14 protein-coding genes are annotated in these 16,524 nt (G+C 68.3%); 3 read left to right on the forward strand and 11 right to left on the reverse strand.

Going from position 1 to position 16,524, the window contains the following annotated elements; all coding sequences use genetic code 11:
* Window positions 1–88 precede the first annotated feature (88 nt).
* Window positions 89–1,183 (reverse strand): FUSC family protein, encoded by a 1,095-nt coding sequence (locus AMYNI_RS49975; protein ID WP_020666504.1) that lies wholly within the window; start codon window positions 1,181–1,183, stop codon window positions 89–91.
* 236 nt (window positions 1,184–1,419) lie between these two features.
* On the opposite strand from AMYNI_RS49975, the gene AMYNI_RS0103100 reads away from it, so the two are divergent.
* The gene (locus tag AMYNI_RS0103100) at window positions 1,420–2,418 is read left to right on the forward strand and encodes an alpha/beta hydrolase (protein WP_020666505.1); all 999 of its coding nucleotides are present in this window, start codon (window positions 1,420–1,422) and stop codon (window positions 2,416–2,418) included.
* 55 nt (window positions 2,419–2,473) lie between these two features.
* Here AMYNI_RS0103100 and AMYNI_RS0103105 read toward each other — a convergent pair whose 3' ends face one another.
* From AMYNI_RS0103105 to AMYNI_RS49980, 5 genes are all read right to left on the reverse strand, one after another.
* Window positions 2,474–4,171 (reverse strand): glycine/sarcosine N-methyltransferase, encoded by a 1,698-nt coding sequence (locus tag AMYNI_RS0103105; RefSeq protein ID WP_040406442.1) that lies wholly within the window; start codon window positions 4,169–4,171, stop codon window positions 2,474–2,476.
* A 607-nt stretch (window positions 4,172–4,778) separates the two neighbouring features.
* The gene (locus AMYNI_RS0103110) at window positions 4,779–5,621 is read right to left on the reverse strand and encodes an SDR family NAD(P)-dependent oxidoreductase (RefSeq protein WP_020666507.1); all 843 of its coding nucleotides are present in this window, start codon (window positions 5,619–5,621) and stop codon (window positions 4,779–4,781) included.
* A 67-nt stretch (window positions 5,622–5,688) separates the two neighbouring features.
* A complete protein-coding gene (locus AMYNI_RS46985) occupies window positions 5,689–6,186 on the reverse strand; it encodes a hypothetical protein (protein ID WP_020666508.1) in 498 nt (165 codons plus the stop codon).
* 85 nt (window positions 6,187–6,271) lie between these two features.
* Entirely contained in the window at window positions 6,272–6,637 is a 366-nt protein-coding gene (locus AMYNI_RS0103120; RefSeq protein WP_020666509.1) for an RNA-binding S4 domain-containing protein, read from the reverse strand.
* Between the two features lie 51 nt (window positions 6,638–6,688).
* Complete coding sequence (locus tag AMYNI_RS49980) at window positions 6,689–7,954, reverse strand: TIGR03618 family F420-dependent PPOX class oxidoreductase (protein WP_040405477.1); 1,266 nt, start codon at window positions 7,952–7,954, stop codon at window positions 6,689–6,691.
* A gap of 91 nt (window positions 7,955–8,045) precedes the next feature.
* Between AMYNI_RS49980 and AMYNI_RS0103130 the strand changes: the two genes are divergently transcribed.
* Complete coding sequence (locus AMYNI_RS0103130; protein WP_020666511.1) at window positions 8,046–8,699, forward strand: TetR/AcrR family transcriptional regulator; 654 nt, start codon at window positions 8,046–8,048, stop codon at window positions 8,697–8,699.
* 18 nt (window positions 8,700–8,717) lie between these two features.
* Here AMYNI_RS0103130 and AMYNI_RS0103135 read toward each other — a convergent pair whose 3' ends face one another.
* The 3 genes from AMYNI_RS0103135 to AMYNI_RS0103145 form a co-directional block, all read right to left on the reverse strand.
* Window positions 8,718–9,560: an SAM-dependent methyltransferase gene (locus AMYNI_RS0103135; protein ID WP_020666512.1), complete on the reverse strand. Its 843-nt coding sequence runs from the start codon at window positions 9,558–9,560 to the stop codon at window positions 8,718–8,720.
* A gap of 108 nt (window positions 9,561–9,668) precedes the next feature.
* The gene (locus AMYNI_RS0103140) at window positions 9,669–10,577 is read right to left on the reverse strand and encodes a LysR family transcriptional regulator (protein ID WP_020666513.1); all 909 of its coding nucleotides are present in this window, start codon (window positions 10,575–10,577) and stop codon (window positions 9,669–9,671) included.
* A gap of 27 nt (window positions 10,578–10,604) precedes the next feature.
* Window positions 10,605–11,639, reverse strand: coding sequence for a right-handed parallel beta-helix repeat-containing protein (locus AMYNI_RS0103145; RefSeq protein ID WP_020666514.1), 1,035 nt, complete (start codon window positions 11,637–11,639; stop codon window positions 10,605–10,607).
* Between the two features lie 223 nt (window positions 11,640–11,862).
* On the opposite strand from AMYNI_RS0103145, the gene AMYNI_RS43475 reads away from it, so the two are divergent.
* Window positions 11,863–12,678: a polysaccharide lyase gene (locus tag AMYNI_RS43475; RefSeq protein WP_020666515.1), complete on the forward strand. Its 816-nt coding sequence runs from the start codon at window positions 11,863–11,865 to the stop codon at window positions 12,676–12,678.
* 708 nt (window positions 12,679–13,386) lie between these two features.
* Here AMYNI_RS43475 and AMYNI_RS0103160 read toward each other — a convergent pair.
* Window positions 13,387–14,646 carry an HNH endonuclease signature motif containing protein gene (locus tag AMYNI_RS0103160; RefSeq protein WP_020666517.1) on the reverse strand — a complete coding sequence of 420 codons (1,260 nt, stop codon included), beginning with the start codon at window positions 14,644–14,646 and terminating at the stop codon, window positions 13,387–13,389.
* A 59-nt stretch (window positions 14,647–14,705) separates the two neighbouring features.
* Window positions 14,706–16,478: a P-loop NTPase family protein gene (locus tag AMYNI_RS0103165; protein ID WP_020666518.1), complete on the reverse strand. Its 1,773-nt coding sequence runs from the start codon at window positions 16,476–16,478 to the stop codon at window positions 14,706–14,708.
* Between the last annotated feature and the right edge of the window lie 46 nt (window positions 16,479–16,524).

The following is a 16,524-nucleotide window of genomic DNA, read 5'->3' on the forward strand; positions in this document are numbered from 1 at the left end:
CCTCTGTCACGAATACCGATCGGCTATCGGTATTCACCTCGGTTAACCTGCCCACACCAGGGATAAACGCCACGATCGTGGTAATCACTCACGGCGAAATGGCCTCGAACGCCTTGCGCGCCGGAAGCAGGATTCTGCTGAGCCCCACGGCGGGTTCCAGTGCTTCCGCCGCGGTCCGGTGCAGTTCCTCTTCCAGTTCGGCGAGCGCGGTCCGGCAGGCCTCGGCGGAGCGGTCGAGCCGCGACCGGTCGTCTCCGCGTGCGCGGCCGACGAACAACTCGGCCATCGCGGTGAGCAGCCCGGCGAGCCGGTTCCTGGTGGCCGGCGCCGGATAGCGGTGCCCGCCCGGCTGCTCGGCGGCGGCGTGCACGGTTTCGGCCAGCTCCTGCACCTGCGGCCAGGCCGAGCGCATCGCGGCCAGCAGCAGCCGCCAGCGTGCGGTGCTCTCGGCGGTCCTGGTGGCGGCGCGGCGGAAGTTCAGCCTGGCGCTCTCCACCGCCCAGTCGTCGGACTCCTCGGCCTGGCGGACCATGGTCTCCAGGTTCCGAGACCTGGCCACCAGCTCCCAGGAACTCTCGGTGATCCCGTCCGCACGCAACGCAGCGGCCATGTCCCGCAACAGCTCGCCCAGCTCGCCGGCCAGCGCCCCGCTGGAGGTGTCCGGGTCCCGCCCGTAGACCGGCGGGAAGACGAGCGCGTTCACCGCGAACCCGATCACCGAGCCCAGCACCGTCTCCAGCAGGCGGTCCACCAGCAGCACCGAGTGCCCCGCGGTGCCGTAGCCGACCAGCAGCAGCGCGGTGACGCCCACCCAGACCCCGCTCGAACCGAACCGGTGCCACCGGCCCAGCACGAAACCGACCAGCACCACCACTCCCATGGCCACCGCCGGCGAGGGCAGCACCCCGATCACGCCCGCGGCCAGCAGCACCCCGGCCAGCACCGCACCGACCTGCTGCAGGGCCGAGCGCAACGAGCGGTAGACCGTCGACTCCACCAGGAACACCGCCGCATAGGGCGCCAGGAACGGCTGCGGCAGGCGCAGCACCGCCGAGGCCACCGTCCACGCCAGCATCGCGGCGACCGCGGCCTTCGCGGCCTGCAGCACCACCGTGCGCCCACCGGCCTCGTTGAACCACCACAGCACATGCGGCATCCGGACCGGGCTCCCGCGCTTCAGCATTGCCGTGGGCTACCCGTCGACGTCCGTTCCCAACCTCGCCGGCGCGCACACCAGCACCGACGTCAGCGGCTGAGAACATCGCGCCCTGCTGACAGTTTCCGGCCGGAAAAACCTCAATCCCATGATAATGAATCCGCCAACGGAAAATGCTACGGTGCGTTTACCGGCGATCATTCGAATGCGTGTTACGCACTGACGTGCGCCTCCCCCGTGTTCTGAACAGGAAGAGAGTACGCATGCCTTTCGGCAGGATCATGGGTGTCGTTTCCACGCTGACCGCACTCGTGGCGGCCGCGGTGGTGGTGCCGTCGCTGGCGGCCGCCGAGCCGGACGCCGCCCCGGTCGTGGCGGACGACGGCGCCCGCGTGGTCAAGGAAACCGCGGTCGACGCGCGCACCCTCGACCTGGAGATCGCCTCCCCCGCGCTCGGCGAGAACAGGTCGGTGCGGCTGCTGCTGCCGACCGGCTGGACCGAGCGGCCGACCCGCACCTGGCCGCTGCTCTACCTGCTGCCCGGTTGCTGCGCGGACGAGGACTACCGGACGTGGACCGAATACACCGACGCACAGCGGTTCCTCGCGGACAAGAACGTGCTCACCGTGCTGCCCAGTGATGGCAGGGCGGGGATGTTCTCCCGCTGGTGGAACCAGGGGGTTTCGCCGGCCCCGGACTGGGAGGCCTTCCACGTCACCGAGGTGCGGCAGATCCTGGAGCGCGGGTACGGCGCCGGCGACCGGCGTGCCGCCGCCGGGCTGTCCATCGGCGGCTTCGGCGCGATGGCCTACGCCTTCCGGAACCGCGGGATGTTCGGTGCCGCGGCCGCCTTCAGCGCGTCGATCGACACCCTGCAGGGCTGGACCCCCGGCGCGATACAGGGAATCCTGCAGAACGAGGGCTTCGACCCCGCCGACCTGTGGGGAGACCCGGTGCTCAACCGTCCACTGTGGTCAGAGCACAACCCGGCCGACCATCCGGCGGAGCTGCGCGGGGTGGCGCTCTACGTCGCCTGCGGCAACGGCGAACCCGGCCCGCTCGACCCGCCTGGCCAGGAACCCGAACAGCACGAGGCGCTGTCGCTGGCGTCCTCGCAGAGCTTCACCGACCGGCTGCGGGCGAACGGAGTGCCGGTGACCACGCACTACTACGGTCCCGGCACCCACGACTGGGCCTACTGGGAGCGCGAGCTGCACAGCTCATGGCCCACGCTCGCCCGCGGCCTCGGCCTTCCCGCCTGAACCCGGCGGGCGGAGGGCGGTCCGCCCGCCGGTGCAGGACCGGTTCAGCCGCGGTTCAGGCGCGTGCGCGGAAGATGCCCCAGGCGAGGCTGCCCGCGTGCCCGCCATCGATCCAGTGCCGCAGGCCCACCTTCATCGGCTCCAGGTAGTCCGTGCTCACCTCTCGGGAGATCTCGGCTTCACGCCGTTCGGTCTCCTCCAGCACGCGCGCGTAGTGCGTGGCCAGGTGCGGCGTGTGGTCCTCGAACTCGACGGTGTCCAGGCCGAGCCGGTTCAGCTCGCGCCGGTAGAACCCCGGCGAACCCATGGACTCCAGGTGCAGCCGGTCCAGGATCGGGCGCAACGCCGACCGGTCGCTGCCGTCCGCGGCCATCGGGTCGGTGAAGACGAACTCGCCGCGCGGCTTGAGCACCCTGGCGACCTCCTGCAGCACCCGGATCCGGTCGCCGCTGTGCAGCATCGCGTCCTGCGACCAGACCACGTCGAAGTGGTTGTCCTCCAGCGGGAGATCCTCGAAGGAGCCGTCCACCACCTCGATCAGCTCCGAGAGCCCTTGCTCGGCGCTGAGCTGCCGGTTGCGGCCGTTCTCGATCTCGCTCAGGTTGAGGCAGGTGACGTGGCAGCCGTAGGTACTCGCCAGGTATCTGGCGGCGCCGCCGTAGCCGGACCCGATGTCCAGCACGCGGGTCTTCTCGGTCAGCGCGAGGCCCGCCGCCATCCGCTGCACGGTGCGCCGGCTCGCCGGGGCGATCTCCTCGCCCGGATGGTCGTAGAGGCCGACGTGGATGTCCTCGCCGCCCCAGATCGAGAAGTAGAAACTATCCGCGTCGTGGGAATTGTAGTAGTCCCGGGCGACATTGACCGCGTTCGAGTAGTTCAGCCGGTCGTCGCCGGCCTTCACGTAGTTCTTCTCCGCGACGTGAATGAGGAAGTCCGGCTCATCGGCGGCGAAGGTGTCCTGGAAATCCCCGAAGGTTTCCACCCGCTGGAACCCGACCTCGCGCAGCAGCCTGCGGACGTAATCCTTGCGCAGCGGATACATGTTCAGGTGATACTGCGAATCGTCCGGGAAACTGTACCGGAAACGCGCGAGCCCCTCGTCGATGTACTCGGGCTCGGCCAGCACCTCGGCCCCGCAGTAATAGTAGGTGTGCTTGCTGGTGAACCCGTTGTCCAGAATGGAATCGTAGTTGCGCTGATCGAGCACCAGGATGCCGTCGTGTTTGAGCACGGCGTAGAACTCGGCCAGCGCCTTGCGCCGGTCCCGCTCGGAGAACAGGTGGGTGAACGAGTTCCCGAGGCAGATCACCGCGTCGAACTCACCGTGCACGTCGCGGTTGAGCCAGCGCCAGTCCGCATGCACCACCCGCAGGATGTGCCCGCCGTAGTTCCTGCCGTTCTCGAAGGCCTTGAACAGCATCTCCGGGCTGCCGTCCACGCTGACCGTGTCGAAGCCCTCCTCGATCAGGCGGACCGAGTGGAAGCCGGTCCCGGTGGCGACGTCGAGCACCGAGCGGACCCCGCGGGACTTGAGCATATCGACGAAGAAACTGCCCTCGCTCTCGTAGCGCTTCTTCCAGTCGATCAGTTCGTCCCACTTCTCGACGAACCCCTTGACGTATTCATCGGTGTAGTGATCGGTGTCACGGACTTGCAGCGGGTCCACACCGAAAGCCTGCGCGGGATGGGCACTGATCTCGTCGGCAGGAGTATCTTCTTTTCTGACAGATCCCGATTCCTTTCGGCCGAGCATCGGATCGGTCATCGCGATTCCCTTCAGATTCGGCCACAGTGTCGGTCACTGGCGCGCCAAGCGCCGCCGTCGCAATCAAAAAGCCGGAAATCACGCGCAGAACCCAGGCGCGTCCGCCGTCTGGCCGAACTCCGCGGCCACGCTCACATCCGACACGCACGGGAATCCGGGGCCTGCGCGGCCCCATCCCTCACCCGACTCGGCAGCTTCGCGAGAATCCACACTGACCCCAGCCGCGCTGCCTCCTACCAACCTATGGAGTTGAGCAGCCGGGAATCAATAGGTCGAAGGCATGACGTGCGGTTTCACCCCTTGTATACCATCGAAAAACGAAAAAACGGGCTTCCGACACCACGTCCCGGCCACACCAGAACGGCCATACCGCGTGGCAGTCGCGATATGGCGACCCTTCCCACGCACCCGACTGGGCAACCGGGCCGCCCTCTCCGGCTATCAGGCCACCTTCACTCGTTCGGCCTAATATTGACTACTCGTGGTTGCCCTGGGTCTATATCGGACGCTCCGCTTAGCCCGCGAGCCTGATACGGCTCGTGGGCTTGAGTTCATAACGTGTTCAGCACGGACCGCACGCCGCCGGGCGGCGGGTTCAGAGCTTCCACCGCTGCGCGGGCGGCAACTCGAGCGCGCCGGCGAGCTGGTTTTCGAAGGCTTCCGCGATTTCGGGGACGTCCCAGCCCTCGTGCTGCAGCACGGGTTCCTTGCCCGAGGTCTGGCGCACGATGTGGAGCCTGCCGGGGGCATAGCGGATCAGCTGGCCGGTCACGCCGGCCGAGAGGTCGCTGAGCAGATAGGTGACGATGGGCGCGATCCGCTCCGGCGTGTCGACGGGCGTGGTCCGCGCCTTGGTGTCGGCCTGTGCCATCCGGGTCCACGCCAGCGGGCAGAGTCCGTTTACCCTGATGCCGTGCTCGGCGAGTTCCACCGCCCAGGCGACGGTCATCGAAGCCACCGCACCCTTGGACGCCGAGTAGCTGGCCGCGGTGGGCTGCCCGACCATCGCCAGCGAGCCCATGTTGACGATCGATCCGCTGCCCTGCGCGCGCATCGCACGAGCCGCCGCCGACCCGCAGTACATCGACCCCAGCACGTTGACCTCGACCAACGCGCGCATCCGCGCCGGGTCGTCCTCCCACACCGGCGCCTGATACCGCAGACCGGCGTTGTTGACCAGGCCGTCGATCCGGCCGAACCGGGTGCGGCACCGCTCGATCGCCGCGCCGGCCTGCTCCGGATCGGCCACCGAGCCGATGCTGGCCACCGCCTGCCCGCCCGCGGCCAGTATCGCGGACACCACGTCTTCGGCCGGCTCCGCGTCGATGTCGTTCACCACCACCGCGGCGCCGGCCGCGGCCGCGTGCATCGCATACGCCCTGCCCAGCCCGCGGCCGGCACCGGTGACCACCACGGCCTTGCCCTCGAGTACGTCCATGGTCCGAGTCTGCACCCCGCGCGCAAATCGAACACGCGTCAGAAGTGCGCCGCCCCGGCGCGGGAACTCACTGCCGACATTGGGCTAGTGCACCTTGCACATTGCGGAAAGCCTGGTCCGCGTCGTTGGCCTTGGTGCGGGCCAGCTGGGCATTCTCCTTGGCCTGCGCCGATTCCGCGATGAGGTTCGCGCCATCGGCGAACAGTTGCGCGGCTTTGGCGTTGCTCGCGGCGTCACCTGAAGCATCCGCGGCCGCACCGGCCTTGTCGGCCTCGGCGTTGACCTTGTCCGCCGCGGCCTTGGCCTCGGTCACCTTGGCATCGGCCGCCGCGGCCTCGGTCTCGGCCGCGGTCTTGGCGGTTTCGGCGGCGGTGACCGCCTGCTGCTGTTGCGTGCAGTCCCGGGCGGGCGGCGGCGTGCTGCCGCAGGCCGTGGTGCCGGCGGTGACGGCCAGCAGGGCGGCGGCCAGCGCGATCCCGGCGGAGGTACGGCGCGACGAAACGAGAGTCATGAAATCCTTCAGTCCTTGTGCCGAGAAAGAAATACGGCCGGCGCCGATCAGCATGGTGCGAGCACTACATTATTCATCCCCAGCACGCCGCACAAACGAATACTTCAGCCCTGCCCGGCGATTCCGCATTCGAACCAGATCAGGACAGGCCGGAGCGGAACTTGTCGAGCACGCGGCGTTCCCGTTTCGTCGGCCGTCCGGCGCCCCGGTCGCGGCGGGCGACCGGCGGTGGGGTGTCCGAAGGCGGAGCGGGAGTCCGGTCGATGTAGCAGGTGACGGCGTCGGCCGCGCCGACCCGCTTCTGGATGACCCGGACCACTTCGACGATTCGGGTCGTGTCGCCAACGCGGGCGCGGATCTCGTCGCCGGGTGACACCGCCGTCGCCGGCTTCGCGGGCCGGTCGTTGACGCGCACGTGCCCGCCCCGGCACGCCGCGGCGGCATCCGGCCGGGTCTTCAGCAGCCGGACCGCCCACAGCCAGCGATCAAGACGGGTGGACTCCACAGCCGTACATGATGGCATGCGACCAGCCCTGTCCGAAGCCGACATACCCGGTCAGAGCCGGCCTGCCACCTTGTCCGGGGTGACCCGGACGGCGACGATCCCGCCGAGACCGGCCTTGGCCTCGGGGGTCTCCTCGACGTGCTCGGCGTAGGTCTTGCCGACGTACTTGAGCGACAGCTCGTCCCGAAGCCGCTCGCTCGCGGCGGGCTCGAAGGTGGCGGTGCCACGGATCGCGGCGTAGCCGTAGGGCGCGTCGGCCGGGCTGACCAGCACGCTCACCCTCGGGTCCCGCCGGAGGTTGCGTTCCTTGCGGCTGCCGACGCCGACGATGAACAGCACGTCGTCACCGTCTCGCCGCACCCAGACCACCGTCTGCTGCGCACTGCCGTCGGGCTGGATCGTCGCCACCGTGGCGAAAACCCTGGAGTCGAGGAGCTGCCGCAGTTTCGCGGCCGAAACGCCAGTGGTCACGTACCGCTGGTGTGGCACCTCGGACAGCAGCCTTTCGGTCTCCGCGTGCAGCCGCCGCGCCGCGTCCGGGTCGAACGCGGGTCCGGTCAGGCTGATCGGCGTACCCATCACGGCGGCGCTGATCGGCTCGGCCGGCGGGTCGTCGAGGATCGCGAGGATCGGCTCGATGGCTTCGCCGACCGGCTGGGCGCTGCCCCTCATGGCCTCGATCTGGGCTTCGGTTTCCGGGTCGTACTGGCCGGAGAAGCTGGTGTTGACCATGCCCGGGTTGAACAGCACGTACCGCGCCTTCGCCGAAGGCCGGTTCCGCGCGAACCCGATGCCGAGCAAGTCGTTGAGCAGTCCGCCCTGAAACTGCGCGTCGAGCCCGTGGTATCCGTGCTCGCGGCCGAGATCGTGCCAGCGGATCTCGCCGGGGTTCGGGCCCGGCCCGCAGACGTTGAGGATCACCGGCCGGTCCGCGGCATCGAGCAGGCCGGTCAGGCCGTAGCTCAGCACGAACCGGCTCAGGTAGAACAGCGCGAAGGTGTGCTCGAAACCCTCCGCGGTGACCAGCCTGGTGGACCGGTAGTGCCGCGCGCACAGCACCAGCGCGTCGACCTTGGAAAACAGCGCCTCGACCGCATCGATCGCCTTCCTGGTCTCCGCCATCAGGCTCAGATCGGCGAGCACGAAATGCGCGCGTTCCCCGGCACCGAGCCGCGCCGCGGCTTCGAGGAACGCGGCGCCCTTTCGCTCGTCGCGGCCGATCACCGCCACCTCGTCCCCGCCGCCAAGGCGGGCCAGTGCCACTGCCTTCCCGATGCCGTCCGTGCCGCCGGCGACCACATACGTCTTTGAACTCATGAGTTCAATATAATGCACCAATAGGTAGCGAGCAACCACGCTGTCCAGTGGAATGGACTCATCGGTTCAGCCAGGGCGTTAGGATCCCGGGGTGGCCGGAACCTCAGCCGCGCCAGGGCGGAACCCCTCGCGCGGACGCATCGACAAGCGGCGGGCGATCCTGGACGCCGCGCTCACCGTGTTCGCCGAGCAGGGTTACGCCCAGGCCGGCGTGGACGTGATCGCGGCCAAGGCCGGCGTCGCCAAGCCCACCGTCTACAACCACTTCGGCGACAAGGAAACCCTGTTCCGCGAGGCGATCGCGGCCGACGCGGACCGGGCGCTCGCGGAGAACCTGGCCGTGGTCGAGCAGTTGCGGGACCGCGACCAGGCTCACCGTGATGTGCGCGAGATGCTGGAACAGGTGGGCCATCACCTGCTCGAGTGCTACTGCGACGACCGGTCCTGGGCGCTGCGGCGGCTGCTCTACGCCGAGCTCACCCGGTTTCCCGAGCTGATCGACATCGTCCGCGGGCGCGCGGCGGACCGGGTCGCCGAGTCACTGGCCGACAAGCTGGCCAGGCTCGCGCTGGGAGGCCGGCTGGGCAAGCTCGACCCGGCCGAGGCCGCCGAGCAGTTCACCGCGCTGCTCACCGGTCCGATGGAGGCACGGGCCCGGTTCGGCACCCGGCGCGTGCCGGACGCCGAGCTGTGGGCCGTGACGCGGGCCGCCGTGCACACCTTCCTGGCCGCGCACGCGCCATGACCGCCCGGCCGGATTCGCTCAGCCGGATTTCCGTGCGACCCCACCGAGATAGACCGACTCGGCCGGCGGGCCGGCGAAGGTTTCGCGCTCGTCAGGGCGCCACCGCGGTACCCAGGTCAGCCCGGGGTCGGCCAGTTCGAAGTCGCCGAAGAACTCGGTGATCTGCTCCGGCGTGCGCAGCACGGTGGAGGTGGACCGCGCGTTGTAGTTGCGCACCACCTCGGCCACCGCCTCGTCGGTGACGTCGGCGCCGTGGGAGATCACCAGCATCGAGCCCGGTGCCAGCTGGTCCCGCAGGTGCGCCAGCGCCTCGTGCGGGCCCTTGTCGTCCGGGATGAAGTGCAGCAGGGCCACCACCAGCAGGCAGATCGGCTGCTCGGCGTCGATGCCGTCGATGGCGGACACCTGGCGCCACAGTTTCCGGTAGTCGAGCAGGTCGGCGTCCAGCGCGAAGTGGCGGTCCGGGTCCGCGTGCTCGCCGAGCAGGATCTGGGCGTGCGCGTGCGCGATCGGCTCGTTGTCGACGTAGACAACCTTGGTGACGTCCGGCAGAACCTCTTCGGCGACCTCGTGCACCTGGCCGTCGCTGGGCAGACCCGACCCGATGTCGACGAACTGGCGGATGCCGCTTTCCACCGCATAACGGGTGGCACGGCCGAGGAACCGGCGGTTGGCCTGCATCGCGGCCCTGATCCCCGGCCAGACCTCAAGCTGCCGCTCGGCGAAGTCGCGGTCCACCGCGTAGTTGTGGCTGCCACCGAGCAGGTAGTCGTAGATCCGGGCGACGCTCGGCTTGTCGATGCTGGTCTCGATCCGTTCCCGCGAAGTCGCGATGGACTCCGGTGTGACCCGACCCGTCATCGTGTTCCTTCCGTTCAGTGGCGCCCCCGCAGTATGGCCCATCGAGCCGCCCCACCGCGGTGCGGCATCGTGTGGGTACCGGCGTTTGGAGGTTTGTTCGCCTGACGGTCAGGCCGGCTTCCCGGCGGCGGCCGCCAGCGCTTCGAGGCCCCTTGCCAGCACCGGATGGCCGGCGCCGCCGCGTCGCACGTAGGCGGCGATCCTGCGCGAGGGCTGCGGCGTGCCGGTCAGGTTCAGCCGCACCACCGCGTGACTCGCCGGGATCGGCACCATCCTCGGCAGCAGGCACACGCCCAGCCCCTCGGCCACCAGCGCGGAAACCGCGTACCACTCCTTGACCTGGTGCCCGATGCGCGGGGTGAACCCGGCCGAGCCGCAGGCCGCCAGCAGCAGCTGGTGGCTGTCGTTTCCCTGGATCTTCACGACCCAGGGCTCCCGTGCCGCGTCGGCGAGTTCGATCCGGTCCCGGCCCGCCAGCGGATGGTCCGCCCGCACCAGCAGGTCCTGCGGGTCGTCGAGCAGCACGTGCTGTTCGAACCGCGGGTCGTCGATCGGCGGCACGTCCGCGGTGGGGAGCACGACTGCCAGGTCGGCGTCGCCGTTGAGCAGCAGCTCGAAGCAGTCCTTCGTCTCCTCCTCCGCGATGGTCACGGCGACCGGTTCGGGTTCCGCGGCCAGCGCGGCGGCGGCCGGGGCCACCAGCGCGGCGATCACCGAGGACACCCCGCACACCCGCAGCCGCCCGCCCCGGTGCTCACCGTGCACGGCGAGCTCGGCACGGAGCCGTTCCCACCGCTCGTAGATCGCGTCGGCGTGTTCGAGCAGGGCGAGCGCGGCGGAGGTGAGCCGCACTCCCCTGCCTTCCTGGCTGAGCAACTCGACGTCCAGTTCCCGCGACAGCTGCCGGATCTGCTGGGAGACCGCGGACGGCGTGAGATGCAGGCTGCGCGCCGTCGCGGTCACCGTGCCGCAGGAGGCCAGCATCCGCAGTACCTGAAGGCGCCGCAGATCGATCATGGCGGTGATTCTACAAAGCCAGGCGCGTCAACCGATCGGATCGATGTTCGAGAACCCGGCGCCCGCGTTCTGCACCACGTTGTCCCGGTACACCTGGTTCAGCTTGTCGGCGGGGCACCGCTTCTGGTGCGGCAGATGGAATCCGTAGCCGTCGGCCTGCACGTCCGCGTGGTTGCGGTGGAACACGTTCCCGCAGCCCCAGCCGGGCTCCTGCTCGGTCGCCTTGAAGCCGTTCTCGAAGGACTTGACGCCGGTGTTGTCGCTGACCTCGTAGTCGTTGCCCTTGGTGGCGACCCATTGGCCGGAGGAGTTCTCGCCGGTCATGCCGATGCCGTCGAAGGAGTTGCCGAGCACCGCGCCGCCGGTGGTGCCCTCCTTGATGTCGAGGTGGTCGGCGGCGACGTTCGGGCCGAGCTTGTTCTTCAGCGCCCGGTTGCGGTCGCTGGTGTCGGGCCCGCCGGGGCTGTCCCCGTATTTCTGCCAGTTGCTCACCGCGGAGCCGAAGTACAGCGCCTCACCGTACTGCGGCTGCTTCTTGCCGGTGTCGTGCACGAAGGAGTTCTGTATGACGTTGTCGTCGCTGTTCGCCCGGAAGTGCACGCCTTCGTCGCCCGTGCCGGAGACCTCGACGTCGTCCAGCACGTTGCCGCTGGAGTTGTCCAGCACGATCCCCTTGGCCGAGCCGGTGACGCTGAACCCGTTGAGCCGCCAGTGTTCCGCGCCGTTGAGATGCAGCCCGTAGCCGCAGTAGCTGACCTCGCGGCCATCCGGCACGTTGGGGTCGCAGCCACCGTCCGAATTGGACAGAACTGCTTGCCGCGAGCCGGTCAGCGTGATCGGCTCGCTCTCCGTCCCGTCGGCCAGCACGAAGAACACGCCGTCGTACTTGCCGTCGGCGAGCTGAATGTTGTCCCCCGGTTTGGCGTTCGCCAGCGCGGCCGTGAGCTGCTCCGCGGTGCTCACCGGCACATCTCCCGGCGCCGCCGAGACTCCTGGCGCGATGGCGAGCACCAGTGCCCCGCTGCCGGCGATCGCGACCGCCGCCCGGCTGATCCGACTCATGATTCCTCCACCTAGGATTTGGATCGTCGCTCGGCCATCGGGGCGGCGGATCCGAGCCAAGCGTGGCACCACTGTGCCGAGTGTTCATGAACATGTCAATCGTTCATATTTATGAACAATGTTGACATATCGGGATGTGATGCGGTGTCCTATTCGCGAAGCCGGGATATCCCCGGCCTCGGGCCTTTCCGCCGCCGGGCCGCCTATCTCCCTGGAGGTGCCCGTGCGGCTTGCACGAAAGATCTCGATCCTCGCCCTGACCGCGTCCCTTGGCCTGGTGACCATGTCCGCCACGCAGGCGACCGCGACGACCGCCGCCTGGAACGGCGGATTCACGGACTTTCCCAGCGATTCCTGGAAAGAGCAGTGGGGCATCGTGAACGAGGGTGGCTGGGGCTATGACCGGATGAAGGCCGGCGGCGACGAGCTGGACGTCTTCTACGGCAAGGGTTCCTCCGCCCCGTCGTGCACGGACTGCCCGAGCGAGGGCGGCGGCCAGTTCTACAGCGACTTCAAGGCCGCCGGCCAGCCCGATCTGGCCGAGGCGCAGACGCTGCACCTGAGCTACCAGGTGAAGTTCCCGGCCGACTTCGACTTCGGCGCGAAAGGCGGCAAGCTGCCCGGCCTCTACGGCGGGCCGCCCGGAAACGCCAGCGGCGGCAACCACGGGGACGCCTGGTCGACCCGGTACATGTGGCGGATCCGCAGCGACCAGTCCAAGGCCACCGTGTACGTGTACGACCCGTCGCAGAGCGGCGGCTACGGCAAGGACGTCGGCCTCGGCGCCTGGAACTGGGCGGCCGACGGCCAGTGGCACACCGTGCAGCAGTCGGTCGACCGCCAGTCCGGCACCATCACGATCTGGTACGACGGCGAGCAGGTGCTGCAGGAACAAGGCATCCACGAAATCCAGGACATCGGGTTCGCCGGGGTCTTCTTCTCCACCTTCTTCGGCGGCCACGCCACCGAATGGGGCCCAAGCCGCGACGTGCACGCCCAGTTCAAGAACTTCCAGGTAAACACCTCAAAGATCGACTAACCCCGCCCGCCCCGAACGCAGAACTCGCGGCGCCCGAACGCGGGACTCGCGCGAGTTCTGCGTTCGCGCGGGGCGAGTCGAACGTTGGGGGTGGGCGAGTTCCACGTTCGGGCCCGTCGTCGTTTTTCGACGACGAGAACCTCCGAACAGAACTCGCACCAGGGCCATCGCAGCGGGAGTGGCTACCCAGGCTGGGCGCGGGCTGACGGGGTGCCTGGTGGGGCCGGGTACGGCTGCCCGCGGGACCTGATCTTTCCGGTGCGGGGTGAAATTTCGCTGGTGACCAGCGGCGGAAGGTGATGCGGGGAGCGAAATTTTGCCTCGCGTCGCCTGCAAGGCGACCACCCACCCTCGAACCCGGATGGTTAGAAGGGCGGAGGTTCGTCGTCGTCTTTCGACGACGTCTCGAACGCAGGACTCGCACTGCCGGAACGTGGAACTCGCGGGAGGCGAACGCGGGACTCGCACTGCCGGAAGGTGGGACTCGCGCGAGTTCTGCGTTCGCGCTGGGCGAGTCGAACGTTGGGGGTGGGCGAGTTCCACACTCGGGCCCGTCGGTGTTTTTCGACGACAGGAACGGCTGCCCGGGTGACCTGATCTTTCCGGTGCGGGGTGAAATTTCGCTGGTGACCAGCGGCGGAAGGTGATGCGGGGAGCGAAATTTTGCCTCGCGTCGCCTGCAAGGCGACCACCACCGGGGCTGGATGGCTAGAAGGGTGGTGGCTCGTCGTCGTTTTTCGACGACGGCACCGCTGGATCCACCAATGGCTCTGGGCGGGTTGTGTAGGTGCGGCCGGTCGGAGTCGTCACCGTGAGGTCGGCGGTGTCCGGGTCGAAGTCGAAGGTCCACCCGGGTTCGTCTTTCAACCGGTGGTGGTAGCGGCACAGGCAGCACAGGTTGTGTTCACAGGTGTCGCCATCCTGAGACCAGGCGGTGCAGTGGTCGGTGTCGCACCGCTGCGCAGGCCGGTTACAGCCGGGGGCGCGGCAGGTGCGATCACGGACCTGAACCAACTCGGCCAGGTCGGCCGGTGGGCGGTACCGAGTCCGGCCGACATCCCGGACGGTGCCGGATACGGGGTCGGTCAACACCCTGCGCCACACCGAATCCGGGTGGTTCATGAGGTGGCGGCCGACCTCACCGGGGATCGGGCCGTGACCGACCAGCTCGCAGCCGTCTTCACGGATACCGAGAGCGGTGTCGAGCGGGATGTGGATGAACACCTGCACGGCCACACCATCGATACCGCCATGCTGACCGAGCAGCAACTCGGTGAACATATCCGCGCGAAGCTGATCCATCGTGCGCGACTCATCCCGGGTGTGGAGCTTGCGGGCCAGAGCATCCACCCGCGCATACACCGCCGCGGCGATCTCGGCGGGCAGATACGCCCACAGCGACGCCATCGCATCCGGCTCGTGGATCAACTCCACCTTCCGATCCAGCCGACGAGCCGCAGCACGAGTCTTCTGCCCCTCAGGATCCAACCCAGCCACCACATGCGTGACCGCTTTACGCCAATTCGACGGACTCTTCTGACCAATCCGCTCCGCCAGCAAACGATCCGCCTCACCCACCAACTCATCCGGCAGAACAGCGATACCATCGAACGCCTGGCGGGCCTTACCGATATCCAGCTCACCCTCCTCCATCGCCGCCAACAAACACGGCAACCGGCTCACCAACGCCACCGACAAAGCCACCCGAGTCGCAGTAGCTTCACGCGACAACCGCAGCTCCGGCGCCAGCTCATCGACAACGGATCGCACCCCACCCCGCAGCGCGGAAAACCGCGCGACGAAACGAACTTCCACCGCATCCAACTGACACCGCAACCGGCGAGAAGCCACCACCGCCTCCACCGACCCAGCATCAGAGAACCCACCGATCGCCTCCGCGGACAACCCGAAAAACCGAGACGGCGACAACGTCTCATCACCCGGCTCCGGCCCCAAACGACGTAACATGAAAACCCCCTAAGAAAGAACCAAAACAACCACCTCCATAATACCAAGAAAACAACAGCCTAAAGCGTGAAAACCAAAGGTCGATACCGATCCACAGACTGGCGCATCCCGTGATCAGGGTCCGCGTCATAAGTACCGTCAGGATTACGCGGCCCGAACGACTGCGGCAGATAAAGCGTTGCGCAGGAAGGGTTTTCCTCGGCCAGGCGGCGGTAGTCGGCCCAGGCTGCGTCATACCCGCGCAGGTGCGCCGCGATCGTCGCGGTGTCGGGCTTGCCGGTGCGCTCGCCGACGAACCCGGTGAGCATCACGGCCCAGCCGTGCTGGATGATCCGGTGCAGTAGCAGGCCATAGCGGGTGGACACGCGCAGGTATTCGCGGTCCGCGCGGTCGCGTGGCCGGATCCGGCCGGCGACGCGGTCGGCGCGTTCCCAAATGGACACCGCGTCTGCCTTCTCCCGCAACACTTCCGCCACCAACCCGGCGTCGTACACGCGCTGGAAGTCGGCGGTCAGGTCCTTGTCCGAGCCGCCGAGGAACTGGTCGCGGGTCCAGGTCAGCCGCCGCAGCTCGAACACCTTGCTGTAGTGTCCGCGCAGCACCCCGGCAGCCGAAGCCAGCGCCAGTTCCCGGAACCTGGCGCGATCCGGCCGGGACAGGCCGATCCGCCTGCCGTACTCCTCGAAGATCTGCCGCTCGTCGCGCCGGGGGTCGCGAGCCCACGCGCTCAGCACGGACAGGTTGAGGTCGCACCAGAACTCGTTGCGGAGGTAGGGGCCGCGCCAACCGCCGCCACGGGACCAGGTCCACACGCCGCGGAAGTTCGGGTGGTCGCGGATGTCGGCCAGCCCCTTCGGGCCGGTGGCGCCGGCGTACTCCTCGAACCCGTTGAGCACGCCGTCCCCGACGTAGTTCGGGTGCGCGCCCTTGCCCTCGTACTCGCGCTGGCACTGCACTTCGACGATCTGCTGGTGCCGTCCGATGGTCAAGGTCGGGTTGAAAGCCTTGGTGCGCCAGTAGTCGCCCTCGGTGTGCTTGACCGAAAAGAGCAGCTTCGGGTGCGGCTCCACCCGGTCGGTCACGTCCAGGTAGTAGCGCGGGTCGGTGTGGAAGCCGTCCATCGACCAGGTCCGGTAGAACAGCAGCTTGCCGCGTTTCACGCAGACCTCGTCGCGCAGGATGTCCAGCAGGATCAGGTGACTTTCCGCGCCACGGGTGATCGGGTTGTTGCCGACGTGGTGCGGCACGTTCGACAGGTACGTCTCGCCGTGCCGGATCACCAGCCCGTCCAGCCCGGGGAACCGGGCGAACACCTCGGCGAACATGATCCGGTGCAGCTGCCTGGTCATCGGCCGGTCGAGGCTGATCCGGCCCTGGTCGTCCAGGATCTGGTCGGCGTACAGCTCGACCAGCCGCTTCGGCAGCACGATGAGGTCGGTGAAGTACAGCGCGCGCAGGCCGGCCGCGTGGATACGGCGGATCCGGGCGTCGATCTCCTCGGCGTTGCGCAGCACCCAGTCCCTGGCCGCCGACCCGGCGGGGAAGATCCGCTCGTCGAACCCGTCGAAGGTGATCGCGGTGTGCGGCGGCTTGAACTCGTTGACCACCTGCGCGTTGTAGCCGTACGAAGCCAGTTTCGCCGGGTCGTTGTACGCCGATTCGGTGGCGGGCTCGCCGGGGTTGGAGTGCACCATGTCCATCAGCCAGTCCAGCCCGCGGCGTGGCGGCGCGGTTCCCTCGCCCGCGATCGCCGGCGCCGTGCCGGCGGCCAGCCCGGCCGCGGTCAGCCCACCGGCGACCAGGAAGTCCCGCCGGGCAAGGGAGCGCTTCATCGCATACCTCCGAAAGCTGTATTCATCAGATCTATCTTGCATACTC

It is taken from the genome of Amycolatopsis nigrescens CSC17Ta-90, assembly GCF_000384315.1.
Taxonomy (GTDB): Bacteria; Actinomycetota; Actinomycetes; order Mycobacteriales; family Pseudonocardiaceae; genus Amycolatopsis; species Amycolatopsis nigrescens.

Coding starts and splice junctions, on each gene's coding strand:
- AMYNI_RS49975 (WP_020666504.1), bottom strand. CDS start 1,183: ATGCTGAAGCGCGGGAGCCCGGTCCGGATGCCGCATGTGCTGTGGTGG.
- AMYNI_RS0103100 (WP_020666505.1), top strand. CDS start 1,420: ATGCCTTTCGGCAGGATCATGGGTGTCGTTTCCACGCTGACCGCACTC.
- AMYNI_RS0103105 (WP_040406442.1), bottom strand. CDS start 4,171: ATGCTCGGCCGAAAGGAATCGGGATCTGTCAGAAAAGAAGATACTCCT.
- AMYNI_RS0103110 (WP_020666507.1), bottom strand. CDS start 5,621: ATGGACGTACTCGAGGGCAAGGCCGTGGTGGTCACCGGTGCCGGCCGC.
- AMYNI_RS46985 (WP_020666508.1), bottom strand. CDS start 6,186: ATGCTGATCGGCGCCGGCCGTATTTCTTTCTCGGCACAAGGACTGAAG.
- AMYNI_RS49980 (WP_040405477.1), bottom strand. CDS start 7,954: ATGAGTTCAAAGACGTATGTGGTCGCCGGCGGCACGGACGGCATCGGG.
- AMYNI_RS0103135 (WP_020666512.1), bottom strand. CDS start 9,560: ATGACGGGTCGGGTCACACCGGAGTCCATCGCGACTTCGCGGGAACGG.
- AMYNI_RS0103140 (WP_020666513.1), bottom strand. CDS start 10,577: ATGATCGATCTGCGGCGCCTTCAGGTACTGCGGATGCTGGCCTCCTGC.
- AMYNI_RS0103145 (WP_020666514.1), bottom strand. CDS start 11,639: ATGAGTCGGATCAGCCGGGCGGCGGTCGCGATCGCCGGCAGCGGGGCA.
- AMYNI_RS0103160 (WP_020666517.1), bottom strand. CDS start 14,646: ATGTTACGTCGTTTGGGGCCGGAGCCGGGTGATGAGACGTTGTCGCCG.
- AMYNI_RS0103165 (WP_020666518.1), bottom strand. CDS start 16,478: ATGAAGCGCTCCCTTGCCCGGCGGGACTTCCTGGTCGCCGGTGGGCTG.